Annotated in this window: 17 protein-coding genes and 2 riboswitches; of the genes, 10 read left to right on the top strand and 7 right to left on the bottom strand. The window is 67.7% G+C overall.

Features of this window, described 5'->3' with window-relative positions; all coding sequences use genetic code 11:
• Positions 1-59 precede the first annotated feature (59 nt).
• Positions 60-851 (top strand): DeoR/GlpR family DNA-binding transcription regulator, encoded by a 792-nt coding sequence (locus OVA06_RS11645; protein ID WP_056083574.1) that lies wholly within the window; start codon positions 60-62, stop codon positions 849-851.
• Between the two features lie 50 nt (positions 852-901).
• Positions 902-1,684, top strand: coding sequence for a CPBP family intramembrane glutamic endopeptidase (locus OVA06_RS11640; RefSeq protein ID WP_268158410.1), 783 nt, complete (start codon positions 902-904; stop codon positions 1,682-1,684).
• Positions 1,685-1,827: 143 nt separating this feature from the next.
• Here the strand turns inward: OVA06_RS11640 and OVA06_RS11635 are convergent, their stop codons facing one another.
• Positions 1,828-2,466: a VOC family protein gene (locus tag OVA06_RS11635; protein ID WP_015936572.1), complete on the bottom strand. Its 639-nt coding sequence runs from the start codon at positions 2,464-2,466 to the stop codon at positions 1,828-1,830.
• Between the two features lie 162 nt (positions 2,467-2,628).
• Positions 2,629-2,744: riboswitch (SAM riboswitch) on the top strand.
• A 43-nt stretch (positions 2,745-2,787) separates the two neighbouring features.
• On the opposite strand from OVA06_RS11635, the gene OVA06_RS11630 reads away from it, so the two are divergent.
• Together OVA06_RS11630 and metX are read left to right on the top strand one after the other, a co-directional pair.
• A complete protein-coding gene (locus OVA06_RS11630; protein WP_261619593.1) occupies positions 2,788-4,110 on the top strand; it encodes a bifunctional o-acetylhomoserine/o-acetylserine sulfhydrylase in 1,323 nt (440 codons plus the stop codon).
• Positions 4,111-4,257: 147 nt separating this feature from the next.
• Positions 4,258-4,372: riboswitch (SAM riboswitch) on the top strand.
• Between the two features lie 12 nt (positions 4,373-4,384).
• A complete protein-coding gene (gene metX / locus OVA06_RS11625; RefSeq protein ID WP_056083563.1) occupies positions 4,385-5,500 on the top strand; it encodes a homoserine O-acetyltransferase MetX in 1,116 nt (371 codons plus the stop codon).
• Between the two features lie 142 nt (positions 5,501-5,642).
• On the opposite strand, the gene OVA06_RS11620 is transcribed toward metX, so the two are convergent.
• Positions 5,643-6,230: a hypothetical protein gene (locus OVA06_RS11620; protein WP_268158408.1), complete on the bottom strand. Its 588-nt coding sequence runs from the start codon at positions 6,228-6,230 to the stop codon at positions 5,643-5,645.
• 116 nt (positions 6,231-6,346) lie between these two features.
• Positions 6,347-7,216, bottom strand: a complete 870-nt coding sequence (locus OVA06_RS11615) for an SGNH/GDSL hydrolase family protein (RefSeq protein ID WP_056083553.1) — start codon at positions 7,214-7,216, stop codon at positions 6,347-6,349.
• A 78-nt stretch (positions 7,217-7,294) separates the two neighbouring features.
• Here OVA06_RS11615 and OVA06_RS11610 point away from each other — a divergent pair, with 78 nt between their 5' ends.
• The gene (locus OVA06_RS11610) at positions 7,295-7,945 is read left to right on the top strand and encodes an alpha/beta hydrolase (protein WP_268158405.1); all 651 of its coding nucleotides are present in this window, start codon (positions 7,295-7,297) and stop codon (positions 7,943-7,945) included.
• A gap of 105 nt (positions 7,946-8,050) precedes the next feature.
• Here the strand turns inward: OVA06_RS11610 and OVA06_RS11605 are convergent, their stop codons facing one another.
• On the bottom strand, positions 8,051-8,281 hold the full coding sequence (locus OVA06_RS11605) for an RNA-binding S4 domain-containing protein (RefSeq protein ID WP_045730958.1): 231 nt from the start codon (positions 8,279-8,281) through the stop codon (positions 8,051-8,053).
• A 32-nt stretch (positions 8,282-8,313) separates the two neighbouring features.
• Here OVA06_RS11605 and OVA06_RS11600 point away from each other — a divergent pair, with 32 nt between their 5' ends.
• The 3 genes from OVA06_RS11600 to OVA06_RS11590 all read left to right on the top strand — a co-directional run bounded on the left by OVA06_RS11600 (position 8,314) and on the right by OVA06_RS11590 (position 11,885).
• Positions 8,314-9,315 (top strand): DMT family transporter, encoded by a 1,002-nt coding sequence (locus OVA06_RS11600; RefSeq protein WP_268158403.1) that lies wholly within the window; start codon positions 8,314-8,316, stop codon positions 9,313-9,315.
• Positions 9,316-9,444: 129 nt separating this feature from the next.
• Positions 9,445-10,830: a glycine--tRNA ligase gene (locus OVA06_RS11595; RefSeq protein WP_056083544.1), complete on the top strand. Its 1,386-nt coding sequence runs from the start codon at positions 9,445-9,447 to the stop codon at positions 10,828-10,830.
• Positions 10,831-10,832: 2 nt separating this feature from the next.
• Positions 10,833-11,885, top strand: a complete 1,053-nt coding sequence (locus OVA06_RS11590; RefSeq protein ID WP_268158401.1) for a GNAT family N-acetyltransferase — start codon at positions 10,833-10,835, stop codon at positions 11,883-11,885.
• A 74-nt stretch (positions 11,886-11,959) separates the two neighbouring features.
• On the opposite strand, the gene OVA06_RS11585 is transcribed toward OVA06_RS11590, so the two are convergent.
• The gene (locus OVA06_RS11585) at positions 11,960-12,781 is read right to left on the bottom strand and encodes a lysophospholipid acyltransferase family protein (protein WP_268158399.1); all 822 of its coding nucleotides are present in this window, start codon (positions 12,779-12,781) and stop codon (positions 11,960-11,962) included.
• Between the two features lie 75 nt (positions 12,782-12,856).
• On the bottom strand, positions 12,857-13,600 hold the full coding sequence (locus OVA06_RS11580; RefSeq protein WP_268160768.1) for an alpha/beta hydrolase: 744 nt from the start codon (positions 13,598-13,600) through the stop codon (positions 12,857-12,859).
• A 98-nt stretch (positions 13,601-13,698) separates the two neighbouring features.
• Here OVA06_RS11580 and OVA06_RS11575 point away from each other — a divergent pair, with 98 nt between their 5' ends.
• Positions 13,699-15,264 carry a YibE/F family protein gene (locus OVA06_RS11575; RefSeq protein ID WP_268158397.1) on the top strand — a complete coding sequence of 522 codons (1,566 nt, stop codon included), beginning with the start codon at positions 13,699-13,701 and terminating at the stop codon, positions 15,262-15,264.
• Positions 15,265-15,270: 6 nt separating this feature from the next.
• Here OVA06_RS11575 and OVA06_RS11570 read toward each other — a convergent pair whose 3' ends face one another.
• On the bottom strand, positions 15,271-16,488 hold the full coding sequence (locus OVA06_RS11570; protein ID WP_268158395.1) for a globin domain-containing protein: 1,218 nt from the start codon (positions 16,486-16,488) through the stop codon (positions 15,271-15,273).
• A 133-nt stretch (positions 16,489-16,621) separates the two neighbouring features.
• Here OVA06_RS11570 and dusB point away from each other — a divergent pair, with 133 nt between their 5' ends.
• The gene (dusB, locus tag OVA06_RS11565) at positions 16,622-17,800 is read left to right on the top strand and encodes a tRNA dihydrouridine synthase DusB (protein ID WP_268158393.1); all 1,179 of its coding nucleotides are present in this window, start codon (positions 16,622-16,624) and stop codon (positions 17,798-17,800) included.
• Positions 17,801-17,807 lie beyond the last annotated feature (7 nt).

Raw genomic sequence — 17,807 nt, 5'->3', positions numbered from 1 at the left:
GGTCTGTTATGATCATGAAACGTCATCCGGAGTGGTGGCCGTTGTACTGAGAGGCCCGCATGACCCGCACTGACCGCCTGACCGCCATCCTCGACTTGCTTGCCAGGGCCGGCCAGGTGGAAGTGGACGAGATTGTTAACACCCTCGGGGTTTCGCCCGCCACAGCGCGCCGGGACCTGGACAGCCTGGCCAAGCGGCGGCTGCTGACCCGCACCCGCGGCGGTGCCACCACCGGCGCCCTCGCCTACGATTTGCCCGGCCGCTACAACCGGGACGACCATGCCGAGGCGAAGGAGCAGATCGCCCGGGCGGCGTCCGCCCTGATACGGCCCGGTGCCGTCATCGGCCTGTGCGGCGGGACCACCAGCACGGCACTGGCCCAGATCCTGGCCACCCGTGAGGACCTGAATGCCCCCTCCAACCAGTCAACGCTGACGGTTGTTACCAATGCCATCAACATTGCCGGGCAACTGGCGGTGCGGCCCAACATCAAGGTGATGGTGACCGGGGGCATCCTCAACCCGCGGTCCTACGAGCTGGTAGGCCCGTATACGGACATCATCATGCAAAAGGTGGTCCTGGACATCGCCTTCATCGGCGTGAATGGCATCGACCCCGAGGTGGGTCCCACCAACACGGGGGAGGGTGAGGCATCGGTCAACGCACTCCTGGCCAGCCGGGCACGGGTGTCCTATGTCATTGCCGATTCCTCCAAGGTGGGGGTGCGTGCTTTCGCCACCATGGACGGTTATGACTTCACACGGCTGATCACGGACGCCGGCATCTCGCCGCGGGACAAGGCCGCCTTTGAGGCCAAGGGCACCGAGGTCATCGTCGCCCCCGTGCCCTGACACGGCGGGGCCATCAGCCCCGGCCCAGAAACTGCGGGCAAGATGGGTACATGCTGGTTCCCTCCCGCCGCCGCCTGGCGTTCGAAGTCTGGATTGTCCTGGGCCTGTCCCTGGGGCAGTCCGCCGTGTACTCGGTAGTGCAGCTCCTGGACAAGATGACCCGGGCGCCGCTGGCCGAGGGAACCTCGACGCTCAACCGGTCCCAGAGCACCCGCGAATACTTCGACCTGACCTATCAGCTCCTGGACATCATCTTCGCCCTCGTCCCGGTCCTGCTGGTGCTGTACTTCCTCACGGGCTCCCGGCAGGCGTCCTCCGGGGACCTCGGACCGCAGTCTGGGTCAGCTTTCACGAGACTGGGCTTCACTTTCGCCCGTCCGGGCAAGGACCTGCTGCAGGGGGTGGGGCTGGCCGCACTCATCGGCATCCCGTCGTTGGGCCTTTACGCTGCGGGCCGTGCCCTGGGGATCACCACCGCCATCATCCCCAGCGCCCTGGACGCCTACTGGTGGACCGTGCCGGTGCTGATCCTCTCCGCCATCCGGCACGGCATCGTGGAGGAAGTCATCGTGGTGGGCTACCTCCTGGACCGCTTCGGCAGGTTCGGGTGGAGCGTGCCGCTGTCGATTGCCGTCAGTTCGGTGCTGCGCGGCAGCTACCACCTGTACCAGGGCTTCGGTCCCTTCATCGGGAACGTGGTGATGGGCATTGTCTTTGCCTGGATCTACACCCGGACCAAACGCGTGATGCCGCTGGTCATCGCGCACGCGCTGCTGGACATCGTGGCGTTCGTGGGCTTCAGCCTCTTCGGAAAGGCCGTCGGCCTGGGATAGGCCAGGCAGGCCGGCAGGCCGGGAAATGGATTCGGCCGCCATGGGGTGGTGACGCCGTTGTCACCACCCCATGGCGGCCGAAGCTGGCGCGGGCAGGCGCCCGCGTCTGTGGTCCGGTGTGAAACCGGACCACAGGTGGAGGGTCAGAGGGTGACTGCTCCATTGGCGGTTTCGAAGGTGACGGACAGGATGCCGGGGGTGCCGTGCGGGGCCACCCATTCGACAGCCACGTCCTCCAGCGGCTTCTCCACCGGCTCGCCCAGCCATTCGGTGACCCGCGAAGCGGAACCGGCGATGGTCAGGCAGCTCATCTTGAGGCTGCTGTCATAGGCGTTGGACGGGTGCAGTGAGGGGTCGCCCTCCCACTTGAGCATGTACGGAACCTGGGGATCGGCGATGAGCCCGAGGATGCCGATCTGCTTCCACACCAGTTCCCGGCCGTCCGGGAACTTGCGGTTGCCGTTGACGGCCGAGCGCCCGAGGCGCTCTTCGAACGGGGCGAGGTCGTCCACTTCGACGCACCAGCCCATCCAGCCGCCGCCCGCTGCTGAACGGGCCCGTACGGCCTGTCCGAAGGGGGCCTTGTCCGACGCGGGGTGGTCCAGGACCTCCACCACTTCGAGGTACTTGTGGCCCGCGAGCGGGATGATCATATTCCGGGTCCCGAACCGGGGATGTACCCCGCCTTTCACTGCCTCAACGCCGAGGGCAGATGCAATTCGTTCGGTCGTGGCCGCGAGGCCATCGTGTTCACAGGCGTAAGAGACGTGATCCATGCGCATGCCAACATCTTGGCACTTTGTGATCGGGCTCTCAGCTTAGGCTTGCCTTACTCGAAATTTTCATTTTCTTGGGTGTCAGTTTTCCGTCCTGCAGGCGGTCGCGGAGACCATGTTCGTCACAATCCTGTCCGCCGCCGCCAAGGTGTTCCTACACTGGGCGCAGGTCATGAGTGCCAGCGCCAAGCCCCGGCTCGCTGGCCGGCAACCCTCCATCCGCGGTGGGGTGCCCCGGGTGAGGACCTGGTTGTCCGGCAACGGCCGGGCGGCAAGCGCGGCCCGTGGTGCTCACAGCATGCCGGGCCCACGTCAAAGGAGCCTTGAATGTCCAACGGATGGTCCTTCGAAACCCGCCAGATCCATGCCGGCCAGGAGCCCGACGGCGCCACCGGCGCCCGGGCACTGCCTATCTACCAGACCACCTCGTTTGTGTTCCCCAGCGCCGAAAGCGCGGCCAACCGGTTCGCCCTGGCGGAACTGGCCCCCATCTACACCCGCATCGGCAACCCCACCCAGGAGGCCGTGGAGCAGCGGATCGCCAGCCTCGAAGGGGGACTCGGCGCCCTGCTGCTCAGCTCCGGCCAGGCCGCGGAGACCTTCGCCATCCTGAACGTCGCCGAGGCGGGCGACCACATCGTGGCCAGCCCCAGCCTGTACGGCGGAACCTACAACCTGTTCGCCCACACGCTGAAGAAGTTCGGCATCACCGTGACGTTCGTGGCGGACCCGGACAACCTGGACCAGTGGCGGGACGCCGTGCAGCCCAACACCAAGCTGTTCTTCGGCGAGGTGGTCTCCAACCCGCGCCAGGACGTCCTGGACATCGAAGGCATCTCCGCGGTGGCACACCAGGCCGGCGTGCCCCTCATTGTGGACAACACCCTCTCCACGCCCTACCTGATCCGTCCCCTGGAATGGGGGGCCGACATCGTGGTCCACTCGGCCACGAAGTACCTCGGCGGGCACGGAGCGGCAATCGCCGGCGTCATCGTCGACTCGGGCAAGTTCGACTTCAGCAAGGACCCCGAACGGTTCCCGGGCTTCAACACCCCGGATCCCACCTACAACGGCCTGGTCTACGGCAGGGACCTCGGGGAAAACGGGATCCTCGGTGCAAACCTGTCCTACATCCTCAAGGCGCGCGTCCAGCTCCTGCGGGACCTCGGCTCGGCGGTCTCGCCGTTCAACGCCTTCCTGATCGCCCAGGGCCTGGAAACGCTGAGCCTGCGCGTGGAACGCCACGTGGCCAATGCCACCGAAGTCGCCCGCTGGCTGGAAGGACGGGACGACGTCGAATCCGTCGCCTATGCAGGCCTGCCGTCCAGCCCGTGGTACGGGCGCGGCCGCAAGTACGGGCCGAAGGGGACGGGCGCCGTCGTCGCCTTCAACCTTGCCGGGGGAGCCGAAGCGGGGCAGAGGTTCGTCGACGCCCTTGAACTGCACTCCCACGTCGCCAACATCGGCGATGTCCGTTCCCTGGTGATCCACCCGGCCTCCACCACCCACAGCCAGCTGACCCCGGAACAGCAGGCAATAGCGGGCGTGACGCCCGGCCTGGTGCGGCTGTCCGTGGGCATCGAACACATCGATGACATCCTGGCAGACCTTGAAGCGGGCTTCCGGGCCGCCAAGGGCGCGCTCGGCTAGGCCGAAGACGTACGACGGCGGGAGGCCGGCCAGGCGGCCGGCCTCCCCTCCGCGGGGCTGCCGTCCGGGAAAAGCATCGCGGGCCGGCAAGTCACAACCAGTCACATGCTTGGCCATCAGCGGGGGGTGTTTCGTACACTCGAACCAGGTCATGAGTGCCAGTGACAGCCCCGGCTTGCTGGCCGGCAACCCTCCTTCCGCGGCGGGGTGCCCCGGGTGAAGACCTGGCCTGCCGGTAAACGACGGCGGGCAAGCGCGTAGAAGAGGTCTTGCCATGACGGTTACCGTCGCCCGTACAACCGCACCCGAACACGGAATTGTCCGCTATGCCTCCATTGGCGGGCTGCAACTCGAAGGTGGCGGATACCTGCCGGACGTCACCCTGGCGTACGAAACGTGGGGGACGCTGAACGCGGATGGCAGCAACGCCATCCTGGTGGAGCACGCCCTGACCGGCAGCACGCACGTGACCCGCGGGGACACTGATGAGGAAGGCTGGTGGGAGCACCTGGCCGGGCCCGGCGCACCCGTCGATACGGACCGCTTCTTCGTGGTCTCCATCAACATCGTCGGCGGCTGTTACGGCTCCACCGGGCCGTCCTCGCCCGGCCCCGACGGAAAGCCCTGGGGCTCCAGGTTCCCCCTGGTGACGCTCCGGGACAGCACGGAAGCTGAAGCACGCCTGGCGGACCAGCTGGGCATCGGCAGCTGGTACGCGGTGCTGGGCGGTTCCATGGGAGGCGCCCGGGCCCTGGAATGGGCCGTCACGTTCCCCGAACGGGTAAAGCGCTGCGCCGTCATCGCAGTGGGAGCCGCCAGCACGGCCGAACAGATCGCGTTCGCCCAGGCCCAGACCCTGGCCATCCGCCAGGACCCGAACTTCAACGACGGCGACTACTACGGCGGTCCCTGCCCCGAGGACGGCCTGGCGCTCGCCCGCCGCATTGCCCACATAACGTACCGGTCCGCGGCCGAGCTGGAGCACCGCTTCGGCCGTGAAGCCCAGGCTTCGGAGTCGCCGCTGCAGGGCGGGGTCCTTGCCGGCAGGGGCCGGTACCAGGTGGAGAGCTACCTGGACCACCAGGGCAACAAGCTCGTCCGGCGCTTCGACGCGAACAGCTACATCGCCCTCACCGAGGCGCTCATGAGCCACGACGTCTGCCGTGGCCGGGGAAGCCTGGCCGATACCCTCGCCCGGACCAGCGCCCGGTTCTTCGTGGCGGCCGTGGAATCGGACCGGCTCTACTTCCCGTCCCAGTCGCACGAGCTGGCCCACGCCCTGCCCGGCGACGTTGGCGTCCACCTCATCCAGGCGCCCATCGGCCACGACGGCTTCCTGACCGAAATCGGCCAGCTGGGCGCCCAGCTCCGGTCGGACTTCCTGGCCTAGCAGCACGGCTTGCACATGAATCAGAGGCTTGTCCGCAGATCCGAACCCTCAAGGACCGGGTTGTGCGGACAGGCCCCTGATTGATGGGTCCGGGGGACTTGATGACGCCCGGGGGACGCTCAAAGGGCTTCTGCGGCCCAGGCTAGCCGTTCATGATTTCGCTGCGGCGGGCCATGTAGTCCTCCATGGACATTTCGCCGTCGCTGTACTTCTGGTCCAGTTCCGCGAGCTTCCGCGCCCGGAATCCCTGCGGAGCCGACGGCGGCGGGGGAGTGGCGGGCGCTGCCGGCTGTTCCGGCGCGGAGTACCCGGGCTGCTGCTGGCCGGGCTGTGGCTGGCTGTAGGGAGGCTGGTTGAACTGCTGCTCCCCGTACGGCGGCTGTCCAAAGGGCTGCCCGGCCTGGCCGGGAACCGGCGGCTGGCCGTACTGGTAGGGTCCGGGCTGCGGAACGTTCGGCGCCTGCTGCCCAATCTGACGGAACCCGCCCGAGTAGTAGTCCTGCTGGGTGTAGCCATCACGCGGCTGCCTGCTCTGCGGCCCGGCCGAACCGGGGAACTGGCCGCCCGGGTCCTGGCTGCCGGGATACTGGCCGGCGCCTGGGAACTGCTCGGGGTACCGACCGGAAAAGCTCTGGTCATGGTTCCGCTTGGCCACCGATTTCCGGTACATGCGCATGGCCATCGGGATCACGAATGACAGGATGATGATCCAGAAAAACAGGTTACTCACGGTGCTGCGCCTCTCGAGTGGGTCTTTCCAGCTTAACGGTCACGGACCGCATGCCGTTCCGGCGGCCACCAGCAAGCTGCCGCAGAGCAGAGCAGAGCAGAGCAGAACAGAACAGCTCAGCGCCGCGCTGCGTCGGCGGTTCCCAGCGGACCTTCCCCCGAACCCAGGGGAACGCCCGGCCCAAAGGCGGGGCCAGGCGTCGGACGCTTGGCAGTGACGCCGTCGCCGGACGACTGGTTGCGCAGGCGGCGCAGCACCCACGGCACGAAATATTCGCGCGCCCACACGAGGTCACCGCTGCGTGCCTGGCGCCAGGTGCGAGGGGGCAGGTCCTTGGGCAGGAGAGGTTCCAGGCCATGATCCACGTTCAGGGACTCAAGCACCATGGCTGCGATGGTGTGGTGGCCCAGCGGAGAGAAGTGGAGGCGGTCCTGGTCCCACATCTGGGGGTCGCTGAGCTGCCGGAGGGACCACATGTCCGCAATCACGGCGTCGTGCCGCGCTGCGACGGTCCGCAGGTTCTCGTTGTAGATGGCCACCTTGCTGCGGATCCTGCCCAGCACCGAAGAGCCGGTGTCCGGCCCGTTGAACAGCACCACCGTGGCTCCGCCCATGGACAGGATCTGCACTACGGAGTCCAGCTTTTCGGCCAGGGCGTCGGGGTCTCCGCCGGGGCGGATCAGGTCGTTGCCGCCTGCGGACAGCGTCACCAGGTCGGGCTTGAGCTCCAGGGCGGGAGCGAGCTGCTGGTCGACGATCTGCTGGAGCAACCGGCCGCGGACGGCAAGGTTGGCGTAGGCGAAGTCGGGCAGCGTACGGCCCAGCTCTTCGGCCACGCGGTCCGCCCAGCCGCGGTAGCCGCCGGGGCTTGAGGGTTCGGGGTCGCCGATGCCCTCGGTGAAGGAGTCGCCCATGGCCACGTACCGGGTCCAGGGGTGGGATCCGGTGTCCGTGATGGGGCTTTGGAGGGGGCTTGCGTCAGTCACGGGTCCTATCCTGCCTTCCGCCTCGCTGCCTACGCGAACGTAGGTTGTTACTTTCGGGTAACTGTAAGAATGGAAACCATGACTGAAGCCGAAGTATTTCCTGCCCCCGTCGTCCTGTGGTCGCACCCTGAAGGCGAGCGGGACGGTAAACCCCTGCTGGTGCTCCTGCACGGGTACGGCGCCAACGAGCAGGACCTGCTCAGCCTCGCGGACCTCCTGCCCGGAGGGTTCGCCGTCGCCTCCGTCCGTGCCCCGATCGCCATGGGCCCGGGCTTTACCTGGTTCCCGCTGACGGCCTCGATCGACTATTCGCTGGAACGGGTCAAGAAGGCCTCGGCGTACGTCCTGGACTGGATCGACACCATCAAGGAAGGGCACCCCTCCGTCTCCCTGCTCGGCTTCTCCATGGGCATGGCCATGGCCACCACCCTCCTGCGGCAGCGGCCCGCGGACTTCGCAGCCGTCGTCGGACTTTCAGGATTCGTGGTGGACGCCGGCGACGACCCCACCTTCAAGGACGCCGAACTGGACGGCACCGTGCCCATGTTCTGGGGCAGGGACCAGCAGGATCCGGTGATCACGGAGGACAAGATCGACTTCACCATGGGCTGGGTGCGCAAGCACGTCAAGCTCACCAAGGTGCTCTACACGGGAATGTGGCACGGCATCAACCAGCAGGAGATCGGCCACGTTGGCGAATTCCTCACCCACGAGGTCCTGAAGAAATAGGGCGAACGACGACGGGCGGCGGCCCGGGCGCCAAGCCCGGTTGCCGCAGGGGGCAGCAGGCAGGGCGCAGCGGGGAAGGTGCAGCAGGCGGGGTGCCGGGGGTGGTCAGGCCTCCGGCGCGACCACCCGCACGGTCTGGCCGTTCACGGTGACGGTGTCGCCGTTGTGTAGCTGCCGGCCGCGGCGGTCGTCGATCTCGCCGTTGACCTTCACCAGCCCGTTCTTGATCAGCTCAGCCGCTTCCACGCCGTCCTCCACGAGGTTGGCAAGCTTCAGCAGCTGGCCCAGCCGGATCATGCTGTCGCGGATGGGGACGTCGTCAACGGGGATGCTCATAGAGCAATAATGCCTGACGTAAGGTGGATCCAATGACCTCCACCTCCCGTCTGCCCGTGCTTGCAGGCCTGCCGCTGGCGGTGGGCGCAGGCCTTGCCATTCCCGTCCAGGGCCGGATTAACGGCGCCCTGGGTGCCCGGCTGGACGACGGCATCAGCGCCGCGGTGGTGAGCTTCAGCACAGGACTGCTGGTCATGATCCTCATCTCGCTGCTGCTGCCGCGTGGCCGGGCCGGCCTTGCCCGGATCATTCCCGCCGTCCGCAGCAGGGCTTTCCCGCCCGCCTATGTCCTGGCCGGCGGAATCGGCGCACTGTTCGTGTTTGCCCAGACATTCACTGTCGGCATCCTGGGCGTGGCGCTCTTTACGGTGGCCACCGTCACGGGCCAGACGGTCAGCGGCCTGCTGGTGGACCGGCTGGGCCTGGGCCCCGCGGGCAAGAAATCCGTCACCGGCATCCGCATTGTCGGCTGCATCCTCACCATCGCCGCTGTCGCCTGGGCCGTGTCCCCGCGATTCGCCACATCCGGCTCCGGTGCGGAATCCGACGGCGGGGCTGCCGCCCTGCTGTTGCCCCTCCTGCTGCCCGTGGCGGCGGGCTTCCTGATGAGTTTCCAGCAGGCGATGAACGGCACCGCAACCGTTCACTACGGCACCCCGATTGCCGCCACCCTGGTCAACTTCATCGCCGGCTGCCTGGTCCTTTGGACGGTGCTGGGCATCAAAGTGGTGGTGGCTGGCACCGGAAACCCGCTGCCGGCGGAGTGGTGGTACTACCTGGGCGGTCCCATGGGCTGTGTGTTCATCGGCCTGGGTGCCCTCCTGGTCCGGACCCTCGGCGTCCTGGTCACCGGCCTGGGCATGATTGCGGGGCAGCTGATGGGTTCGCTGGCCCTGGACGTCTTCGTGCCGGCCCCGGGCAGCGTGGTGGCCCTTCCCACCGTCCTGGGCACCATCCTGACCCTGGCAGCCATCATCCTGGCAACACTGCCGTGGCCGCGGGGCGCGCTCCGTGGACGGCGGCCGGTAGGCTAGGAAACGCAGCTTTCACGCATCCCTTCATCCGCCCGCCAGGGCACCGGTCGTGTCCCACATCCGGTGCCGTGCGTGGCCTGAAAACCGCGGACCGCACCCAGCGGCCCTGTAGAAATTGGAGTTACCCCCATGGCAGCAAAATCCGTCCTCGACCAGGTCATTTCCCTCTCCAAGCGGAGGGGCTTCGTGTTCCAGGCCGGTGAGATCTACGGAGGTTCGCGTTCAGCCTGGGACTACGGGCCCCTCGGCGCCGAACTGAAGGAAAACATCAAGCGCCAGTGGTGGCAGTCCATGGTCCGCGGCCGCGAAGACGTGGTGGGCCTGGACTCCTCGGTCATCCTCCCCAAGCAGGTCTGGGAAGCGTCCGGCCACGTTGATGTCTTCTCCGACCCCCTGGTGGAGTGCCTGTCCTGCCACAAGCGGTACCGCGCGGACCACCTCGAAGAAGAGTACGAGGAAAAGAAGGGCCGCCCGGCGGAAAACGGCCTGAAGGACATCGCCTGCGCCAACTGCGGCACCCGCGGCGAATGGACCGAACCGCAGGAATTCTCCGGCCTGCTCAAGACCTACCTGGGCCCGGTTGCCAGCGAGGAGGGGCTGCACTACCTGCGCCCGGAAACCGCGCAGGGCATCTTCGTGAACTTCAACAACGTCCTCACCACCTCGCGGAAGAAGCCGCCGTTCGGCATCGGCCAGATCGGCAAGTCCTTCCGCAACGAGATCACGCCGGGCAACTTCATCTTCCGCACCCGCGAGTTCGAACAGATGGAAATGGAGTTCTTCGTCGAGCCCGGAACCGACGAAGAGTGGCACCAGTACTGGATGAAGGAGCGCATGGCCTGGTACACCGGCCTGGGCATCCGTGAGGAGAACCTGCGGTTCTTCGAGCACCCGCTGGAGAAGCTCAGCCACTACTCGAAGGGCACCACGGACATCGAGTACCGCTTCGGGTTCCAAGGCTCCGAATGGGGCGAGCTGGAAGGCGTGGCCAACCGCACGGACTTCGACCTCTCCACCCACGCCAAGGCCTCCGGCACGGACCTGAGCTACTTCAACCAGGCCACCAACGAGCGCTACACCCCGTACGTGATCGAACCTGCCGCCGGCCTGACCCGCTCCTTCATGGCGTTCCTGATCGACGCGTACACCGAGGATGAGGCACCCAACGCCAAGGGCGGCGTCGACGTCCGCACCGTGCTCAAGCTGGACCCGCGCCTGGCTCCGGTGAAGGCTGCCGTGCTGCCGCTGAGCCGCAACGAGGCCCTGTCTCCGAAGGCCAAGGACCTCGCTGCCCAGCTCCGCAAGAACTGGAACATCGACTTTGACGACGCCGGTGCCATTGGCCGCCGTTACCGCCGCCAGGATGAGATCGGCACCCCGTTCTGCATCACCGTGGACTTCGATACGCTCGAGGACCAGGCCGTGACCATCCGCGAACGCGACACCATGAGCCAGGAACGGGTCTCCCTGGACAAGGTGGAGGGCTACCTGGCCGCACGCCTGATCGGCGCCTAGCCATGGCCATCGAATACCGCGAATGGCGCGACGGTGACGACCTCGCCCTCCTGGAGATCTGGGGCGGCCCGGAAACCGCGCAGGCCCGGCAGTTCCGCAGCGCCCTTGCACCGTCCTCGAACGGGACCGGCGGATTGCCGTGGCGGCGCTGCATCGTTGCCGAAGACGTGATCGACGGCGTCGGCATCCCCGTGGCCGCCGGCGTCGTCTATGAAGCGGCGCTGCACCCGGAACGCCTGTGGAGCTACATCGAGGTGGCCCGGGACCACCGGCGTGCCGGCATCGGTGCCACGCTCCTGGCCATGCTGCGCCGCGAAGCCGCCAACGCGCCGTCGGGCGTGGCCAAGCTCCGTGCCAAGGTGGAGCCCGCCACCCCGGGTGCCGCCTTTGCCGGGGCCGCCGGCCTCGCGCCCATCCAGCGCTCGCGCCTGGTGGTTGTGCAGCCGGGCGCGCTGAAGCTGCCGGTCTTCCCGGACACGGACCATGGCGGCCGGCCGGTCAGCGGCGAGAACGCCGGATCCGATGTGGTGATGGACCTGGCCACCGGATCGGTTGAACTGACCGACGTGGTGGGCCGTTACTACACCGCCATCCATGACTGGGATTCGCCCGGAGTGCTGTCCGTTGGCCAGGTGCAGAAGCTGTTCCTGGACGAACTCACCGGAGCCCACGGCGCCATCGTCCTCCGGGCGCAGCCCGAATCGGCGTTCGGCCAGGGGGTGGCCCCCAGCAAGAAGGGCCGCATCCGGGCGTTCGCCGTGAGCTACGCCGCCCCGGCAACCCCGGACGCGGCGGACGCCGGTGAGGGGCTCGGGGGCCAGGATGCTGCCGCTCCGGGAGCACCCACGGACGTGTTCGTGGGCCATGACCCTGCCCTGGCAGCCGACGACGCTGCCGAGGCCGTCCGGGACATGCTGTCCCTCACTGCGTACCAGCACCCGGTCATGCTGGAACTCGACGATTCGATGGCCGCCCTGCGCGCCGCCGTCGAACCCCTGCTGGACAGCGGGAAGGCCCGGCTGGCCGCGGCGGAGACCCTGGTGGTCTCCGACTAGGCAATCCCGGCCCGCAGCCCAACTAGGTCGCAGCAGATGTCGTTATGCGGCTCCATTCCGACATTTGCTGCGACCTAGTTGGGGGGACCACGACGGCGGCCGCGGGCTTCGTCGTCTCTGTCCAGGATTTTCCGTTCGGCCTCGGTGGGGGCGCCCCCGCCCAGGCGCGCCGGCATCCACCAGGCCCGGGGCTCCGGCTGCAGCGGAAAGTCGGCGATGCACCGGTCGATCCCGTCCTGGAGCATGTCCCGCAGGGACGCCGTGGCCGCCCCGGCATCCACATCCGGCGCAAAGGTCACCGCGCTGCCCACATGGATCCGCACCGGTGCGCGCCAGGCCCGGCGCAGGGAGAATCCGTGGCCGCGGGTCAACAGGCGGTGCGCACCCCAGACGGACACGGGAATCACCGGCACTCCGGCTTCGGCCGCCATCCGGACCGCACCGGTCCTGCAGCCGCGCACTGTGAAGCTGCGGCTCACGCCAGCTTCCGGAAAGACGGCGAGGTACTCGCCGGCACGCAGCTTCGCGACGGCCTCGTCGTAGGCGCCGGCCCGGCCGGTGTACCCCACCACCACATGGCCGCTGGCGCTGACCGCCGGGCCCGCGAACCAATGGTCGGCCGCACCCTGGTGGATCAGGAACCGCAGCTGCGCCCGCGCATGCTTCCAAACCAGCAGTTCAGCGACGGCGAAGTCCAGGTATCCGAAGTGCGTGACGGCAAAAACCGCTCCGGTGCCGGGGACCACAGCGCGGGACACCCCGCTGCGCAGCCCCGCGGGAGGCAGGTGGCCGGTTCCGGTACTGATGACCCTTACCCGGAAAGCCCACCGGAGGAACAGCCCGGTGCGCACGATCAGCCGGTAGAAACGGTCATGGGGCGCCGGTCGCCAGGGCATGGCTGCCTCCTTCCGGGGGCACGCGACTGATGGCAGGGAGGCCCCGCCCTCCGGTCCCGTTGACGTTGCTGCGGCTCACAGGGTTACGTGCACTGACCCTTCGGGCAGCAGCTGGCCGAAGGCGCGGGCCGGCCGCACCGGGGCGCCGGTGCTCTCGGCAAAAGCCCGGATGACGAATCCGGTGGCCAGGATGTGCCAGATCCTGACCTTGCGAAGCATGAAATGGCCAACGCCCTTGAGCGAGACGTACTGCATACTGTCCGCGTCCGCGCTGGCGCGGCGTGCAAACGCCAATGACTGCCGGTGGCTGGTCATGTGGTCCGTGGTCCCGTGCACGATCAGGACCTTGACGCCGGCAACGCGCTCCGCCGGCGTTTCCGGGCTCAGCCATGGGGCCAGCGCCACTACTGCTTCCACCTGCGGGTGGTCCGCGGCGCAGACGGCGGTCAGGCCGCCCATGGAGTGCCCCACCAGGAAGACCGGAACCCCGGGGTGGCTTTCCCCGATCTGCTGCAGCGCCCACTTCGCATCCTGCAGCGGCGACATGTCGTTGCCGTTCCACCCGCGGACGCTGTTACGGAGGGACCAGACGGCCAGCCCGTGCTTGCGGCCCGCGCGGTGCAGGTGCCGGGCAAAGGGAACCATCCTGGCGGGACTCAGGTGGCGGGCCTCCACGGGTTCCCGGCTGTGGGCCTTGCCGCCATGCAGCACCAAAGCCACGGCCCTCGTTGGTCCGGACGCTGCCAGGACGTTCAGTACAGGCCGGTGCAGGGGAACCACAGGCCGCTGCCCGGTCTGCACCCCGCCGTTATCCTTCATGCCACGGTTGCCCACGCCGGTACCTCCAAGTCCGAATGGTCCATTTATCAACCCTACGGTGCCCCACGTAGAGTTCAACGTATGAGGTTCAACTGCTGATGGGCGCAGGACACTCCCACGCTTCCACAGATCATTCGGAGCCGACGGCCCAGGCGATGGCTGCCCGCAGGAAGGCCAACCGTATCCTCGCCGCCATCCTGATCCCCATCACACTGCTCACCCTCGCCGGGATGGCCATGCTCTGGCCGTCCGGAAGCAAGGACGGGATCTCGCTGGCCAACCCTTACTCGACGGCTCCCGGAGTGACCTTCGATACCGGGACCATCAAGAATGTGGCAACGGAAAACTGCATGCAGGGCGTGGCCACCCAGGAGCAGGGGCAGGGCGGCCGGCCCCAGCAGGGATCGGGCCAGCAGCCCCAGGGGTCCAACTGCACTTTCGCGTTCACCGAACCGGACAAGGGCGGCAGCCCCGTCAAGGTAGTAATCAACCCTGACGTTGCCACATCGCACGGCGTCAAGCCCGGCGACCGGATCCGCTACCTCAACCTCTCCAATGCCCAGGGCGCGGCTTCCACACAGGGCTCGCCGGCGTACATTTTCGTGGACTTCGTCCGGACCCTGCCCATTGTCCTGCTGGCCATCCTGTACGCCTTCGTGGTCATCGCCGTCGCCCGCTGGCGCGGACTCCGGGCCCTCATCGGCCTGGTGGGCGCCTACTTCGTGCTGGCCAGCTTCATGCTGCCCGGACTGGTGGAGGGCAAGCCGCCGCTGCTGCTGGCACTGGTGGGATCCACGGTGATCATGATCGGGGTGCTGTACTTCGCCCACGGTTTCTCCGCCCGGACCTCCACCGCATTGCTCGGCACGATGTTCGGGCTGGCGATCACGGCCCTCCTGGCCTGGTGGGCCACCAGCGCAGCGAACCTCGCCGGGGTGGGCAACCACGACGCCACCACCCTGATCAACACCTCGGCGAACATCTCCATTTCGGGGGTGATCCTGTGCGGACTGATTATCTCCGGGCTGGGCGTCCTCAACGATGTGACCATCACCCAGTCCTCAGCCGTCTGGGAACTCTACGAACTGGCGCCCAACAGCAGCGCACGCAAGCTGTTTACGTCGGCCATGCGGATCGGCCGCGACCACATCGCCTCCACCGTGTACACCATCGCGTTCGCCTACGCCGGAGCGGCCCTGCCCATCCTCATCATCGTCATGCTGTACGACCGGCCGCTGGGGGAGACCCTCACCAGCGCCGAACTCTCCGAGGAGGTCATCCGGACCCTCGTCGGTTCGATCGGCCTGGTGCTGGCCATCCCGGTGACCACCCTCATCGCCGTGCTGGTGGTCAAGGCCACCGGTATCCGGCAGGCGCCTCCCGCCGTCGTAACCGCTGCCGGCGCCAACGCTGCGCCGGGCACGTCGCGGACAGCGCCATCCGGATTCCGGCAGCGCGAAGCAAAGGAGTGGACGGACGACGGCGGCCGGTTGCCTTCAGAGGGCGTCGAGGACACGGGGGCGCTGGCCGCAGCGGCGCTCGAAGCACGGTCCCGCAGGGCTACGGAACACCCGGCGAGCACCCCCGTATCAGGCGCCGACGCCGACGGCTCCGGTGATGCCACTCTTCCCACCCGCCGGGGCCGCAGGGCCGACCGCGGCTGACGGCTCCTACTGGTAGTCGGCCAGCCAGAGGTCCGGGCCGAACACTTCGTACTGGATGTCCCTGGCCGGAACGCCCAGGCCCACCAGGGCGCTGCGGACCGATTGCATGAAGGCCACCGGACCGCACAGGTAGTACTCGGCGTCGGCAGGCAGTTTCACGTCGCGGACGTTCATGAAACCCGTGTGCACGTTTGCATCGTCCCCGCCGCCGTCCCCGTTGAGGAACCACGCGTTAAGGGACGCATCCGGCAGGGCGGCGATGTCCGCCGTGACCTGGTTCCGCAGCGCAAAGGACCCGGGGGAGTCGTCGGCGTGCAGGAACGCCACCTTCCGCTGCGAGCCGGCCTTCACCAGATGGGACAGCATTCCGGCCATGGGGGTGATGCCGATGCCGGCGCTCGCCAGCACCACCGGCCGGTCCGTGTACTCCAGCACCACGTCGCCGAACGGGGCAGACAGGGTCACCTCGTCGCCCACGTTGACGTGGTCGTGCAGGAGGGTGGACATCTCGCCGTCGGGTGTCCCGGCGGCTGTTCCGTCGCCGCGGACGCGCTTGACCGCGAACCGCCGGTGCTGGCCGTCGTCGGCCTGGGTGAGGCTGTACTGGCGGGGCTGGAGGACGCCGTCGGGCATCTCCATCCGGATGGTGACGTACTGGCCCGGCAGCGAGGGCTTCACCGCGCGTTCGTCAGTGCGTTCCACGACGAAACTGACCACGTCGTCGGTCTCCTGAATCTTCTCGGCCACCCGCCAGGTGCGCCAGATGGTCTCCGGGCCCAGCCGGACCGCGTCGTACAGCCCTCGCTCCTTGTTGATCAGCATGTTGGCCATCAGCCAGTACACCTCGTCCCAGGCCGCCGCCACCTCGGACGTGACGGCGTCGCCCAGGACATCCACGATGGCCCACATCAGGTTGTCATGCACCACCTGGTACTGGTCCGGAGCCAGCCCGAGCGAGACGTGCTTGTGCGAGATCCGGGACAGCAGATGGTCCGGCAGGTGCGTGGGGTCGTTCACCAGGAACCCGGCGAAAGCGGCCACGGAACCGGCCAGTGCCTGCTGCTGCCGCCCGTCCGCCTGGTTCCCGCGGTTGAACAGGCCGTCCAGCAGCTCCGGATGCTCCTGGAACATGTGGGTGTAAAAGCGTGACGCGATCTCCCGGATGTTCTCCCCGACGACGGGCAGCGTCGCCTTGACCACCGGCAGTGAGGTGTCTGAGAGCATCGTTACTCCTCCTGGTCAGCCGGGCCCGGGCGGACCCGATCGGGGCCACGTTAACACCGCGGGCAGTCCGGCAACAGGACCGATCGGCACTGGTGCGGGCACCCGATTTGGCCGGATTTGCAACAATGGAACAGTGACTGTTGCAGCAACCCCATCCACCGCCCGGCTGGAACTCCCGCCCCTGAAGCTGGGTCCCCTCACCGTGGACACGCCGGTAATCCTGGCCCCCATGGCGGGGATCACCAATTCCGCTTTCCGCCGTTTGTGCCGCGAATACGGCGGCGGCATGTACGTGGCGGAAATGGTCACGTCCCGCGCGCTGGTGGAGCGGACTCCCGAGTCCCTCCGGATCATTTCGCACGACGACGACGAGAAAGTCCGGTCCGTCCAGCTCTACGGGGTGGATCCCGGCACAGTGGGCGCGGCCGTCCGGATGCTGGTGGAAGAAAACCGCGCGGACCACATCGACCTGAACTTCGGCTGCCCCGTCCCGAAGGTCACCCGCCGCGGAGGCGGTTCCGCCCTGCCGTGGAAGATCGACCTCTTCACCGCGATCGTGCAGACCGCCGTGCGGGAAGCGTCCAAGGGCAACATCCCCCTGACCATCAAGATGCGCAAGGGCATCGACGATGACCACCTCACGTACCTCGACGCCGGCCGGATCGCCCGCGATTCCGGTGTTGCCGCCGTCGCGCTCCACGGCCGCACCGCGGCACAGTTCTACTCCGGCCAGGCGGACTGGTCGGCCATCGCCCGCCTCCGCGAGGCCCTGCCGGACATCCCGGTGCTGGGCAACGGCGACATCTGGTCCGCCGAAGACGCGGTGCGCATGGTCCGCGAAACCGGCGTGGACGGCGTGGTGGTGGGCCGCGGCTGCCAGGGCCGGCCGTGGCTCTTCGGCGACCTCCAGGCAGCGTTCGAAGGCAGCGACGTCCGCCACCGCCCCAACCTGCGCCAGGTGGCCGAGGGCGTCTACCGGCACGCCGAACTGATGGTGGAAACCTTCGGCGACGAGGGCAAGGCGCTGCGGGAGATCCGCAAGCACATCGCCTGGTACTTCAAGGGCTACGTTGTGGGCGGGGAACTCCGCACCCGGCTGGCCCTGGTAACCAGCCTTGAAGTGCTCCGTGACACCCTCGCCGAGCTGGACCTGGACTCGCCCTACCCCGGCGGCGACGCAGAAGGCCCCCGTGGACGTGCCGGGTCACCCAAGCGGCCCGCGCTGCCCAAGGACTGGCTGGATTCCCGGGCGCTGAACGATGCACAGTCGCGGGACATCGCCGCGGCCGAACTGGACGTTTCCGGTGGCTGAGGTTCCC

It is taken from the genome of Pseudarthrobacter sp. SL88, from assembly GCF_026672455.1.
In the GTDB taxonomy this organism is placed as follows: Bacteria; Actinomycetota; Actinomycetes; order Actinomycetales; family Micrococcaceae; genus Arthrobacter.
This window is presented reverse-complemented; position numbering and strand designations above follow the sequence as displayed.

What these genes read in the sequence shown, in the direction of transcription:
- OVA06_RS11590 (WP_268158401.1), top strand. Translation starts at nt 10,833, where the DNA reads ATGGCCATCGAATACCGCGAATGGCGCGACGGTGACGACCTCGCCCTC.
- OVA06_RS11575 (WP_268158397.1), top strand. Translation starts at nt 13,699, where the DNA reads ATGGGCGCAGGACACTCCCACGCTTCCACAGATCATTCGGAGCCGACG.
- metX (WP_056083563.1), top strand. Translation starts at nt 4,385, where the DNA reads ATGACGGTTACCGTCGCCCGTACAACCGCACCCGAACACGGAATTGTC.
- OVA06_RS11630 (WP_261619593.1), top strand. Translation starts at nt 2,788, where the DNA reads ATGTCCAACGGATGGTCCTTCGAAACCCGCCAGATCCATGCCGGCCAG.
- OVA06_RS11600 (WP_268158403.1), top strand. Translation starts at nt 8,314, where the DNA reads ATGACCTCCACCTCCCGTCTGCCCGTGCTTGCAGGCCTGCCGCTGGCG.
- OVA06_RS11635 (WP_015936572.1), bottom strand. Translation starts at nt 2,466, where the DNA reads ATGCGCATGGATCACGTCTCTTACGCCTGTGAACACGATGGCCTCGCG.
- OVA06_RS11645 (WP_056083574.1), top strand. Translation starts at nt 60, where the DNA reads ATGACCCGCACTGACCGCCTGACCGCCATCCTCGACTTGCTTGCCAGG.
- OVA06_RS11605 (WP_045730958.1), bottom strand. Translation starts at nt 8,281, where the DNA reads ATGAGCATCCCCGTTGACGACGTCCCCATCCGCGACAGCATGATCCGG.
- OVA06_RS11610 (WP_268158405.1), top strand. Translation starts at nt 7,295, where the DNA reads ATGACTGAAGCCGAAGTATTTCCTGCCCCCGTCGTCCTGTGGTCGCAC.
- OVA06_RS11570 (WP_268158395.1), bottom strand. Translation starts at nt 16,488, where the DNA reads ATGCTCTCAGACACCTCACTGCCGGTGGTCAAGGCGACGCTGCCCGTC.
- OVA06_RS11640 (WP_268158410.1), top strand. Translation starts at nt 902, where the DNA reads ATGCTGGTTCCCTCCCGCCGCCGCCTGGCGTTCGAAGTCTGGATTGTC.
- OVA06_RS11585 (WP_268158399.1), bottom strand. Translation starts at nt 12,781, where the DNA reads ATGCCCTGGCGACCGGCGCCCCATGACCGTTTCTACCGGCTGATCGTG.
- OVA06_RS11595 (WP_056083544.1), top strand. Translation starts at nt 9,445, where the DNA reads ATGGCAGCAAAATCCGTCCTCGACCAGGTCATTTCCCTCTCCAAGCGG.
- OVA06_RS11580 (WP_268160768.1), bottom strand. Translation starts at nt 13,600, where the DNA reads ATGAAGGATAACGGCGGGGTGCAGACCGGGCAGCGGCCTGTGGTTCCC.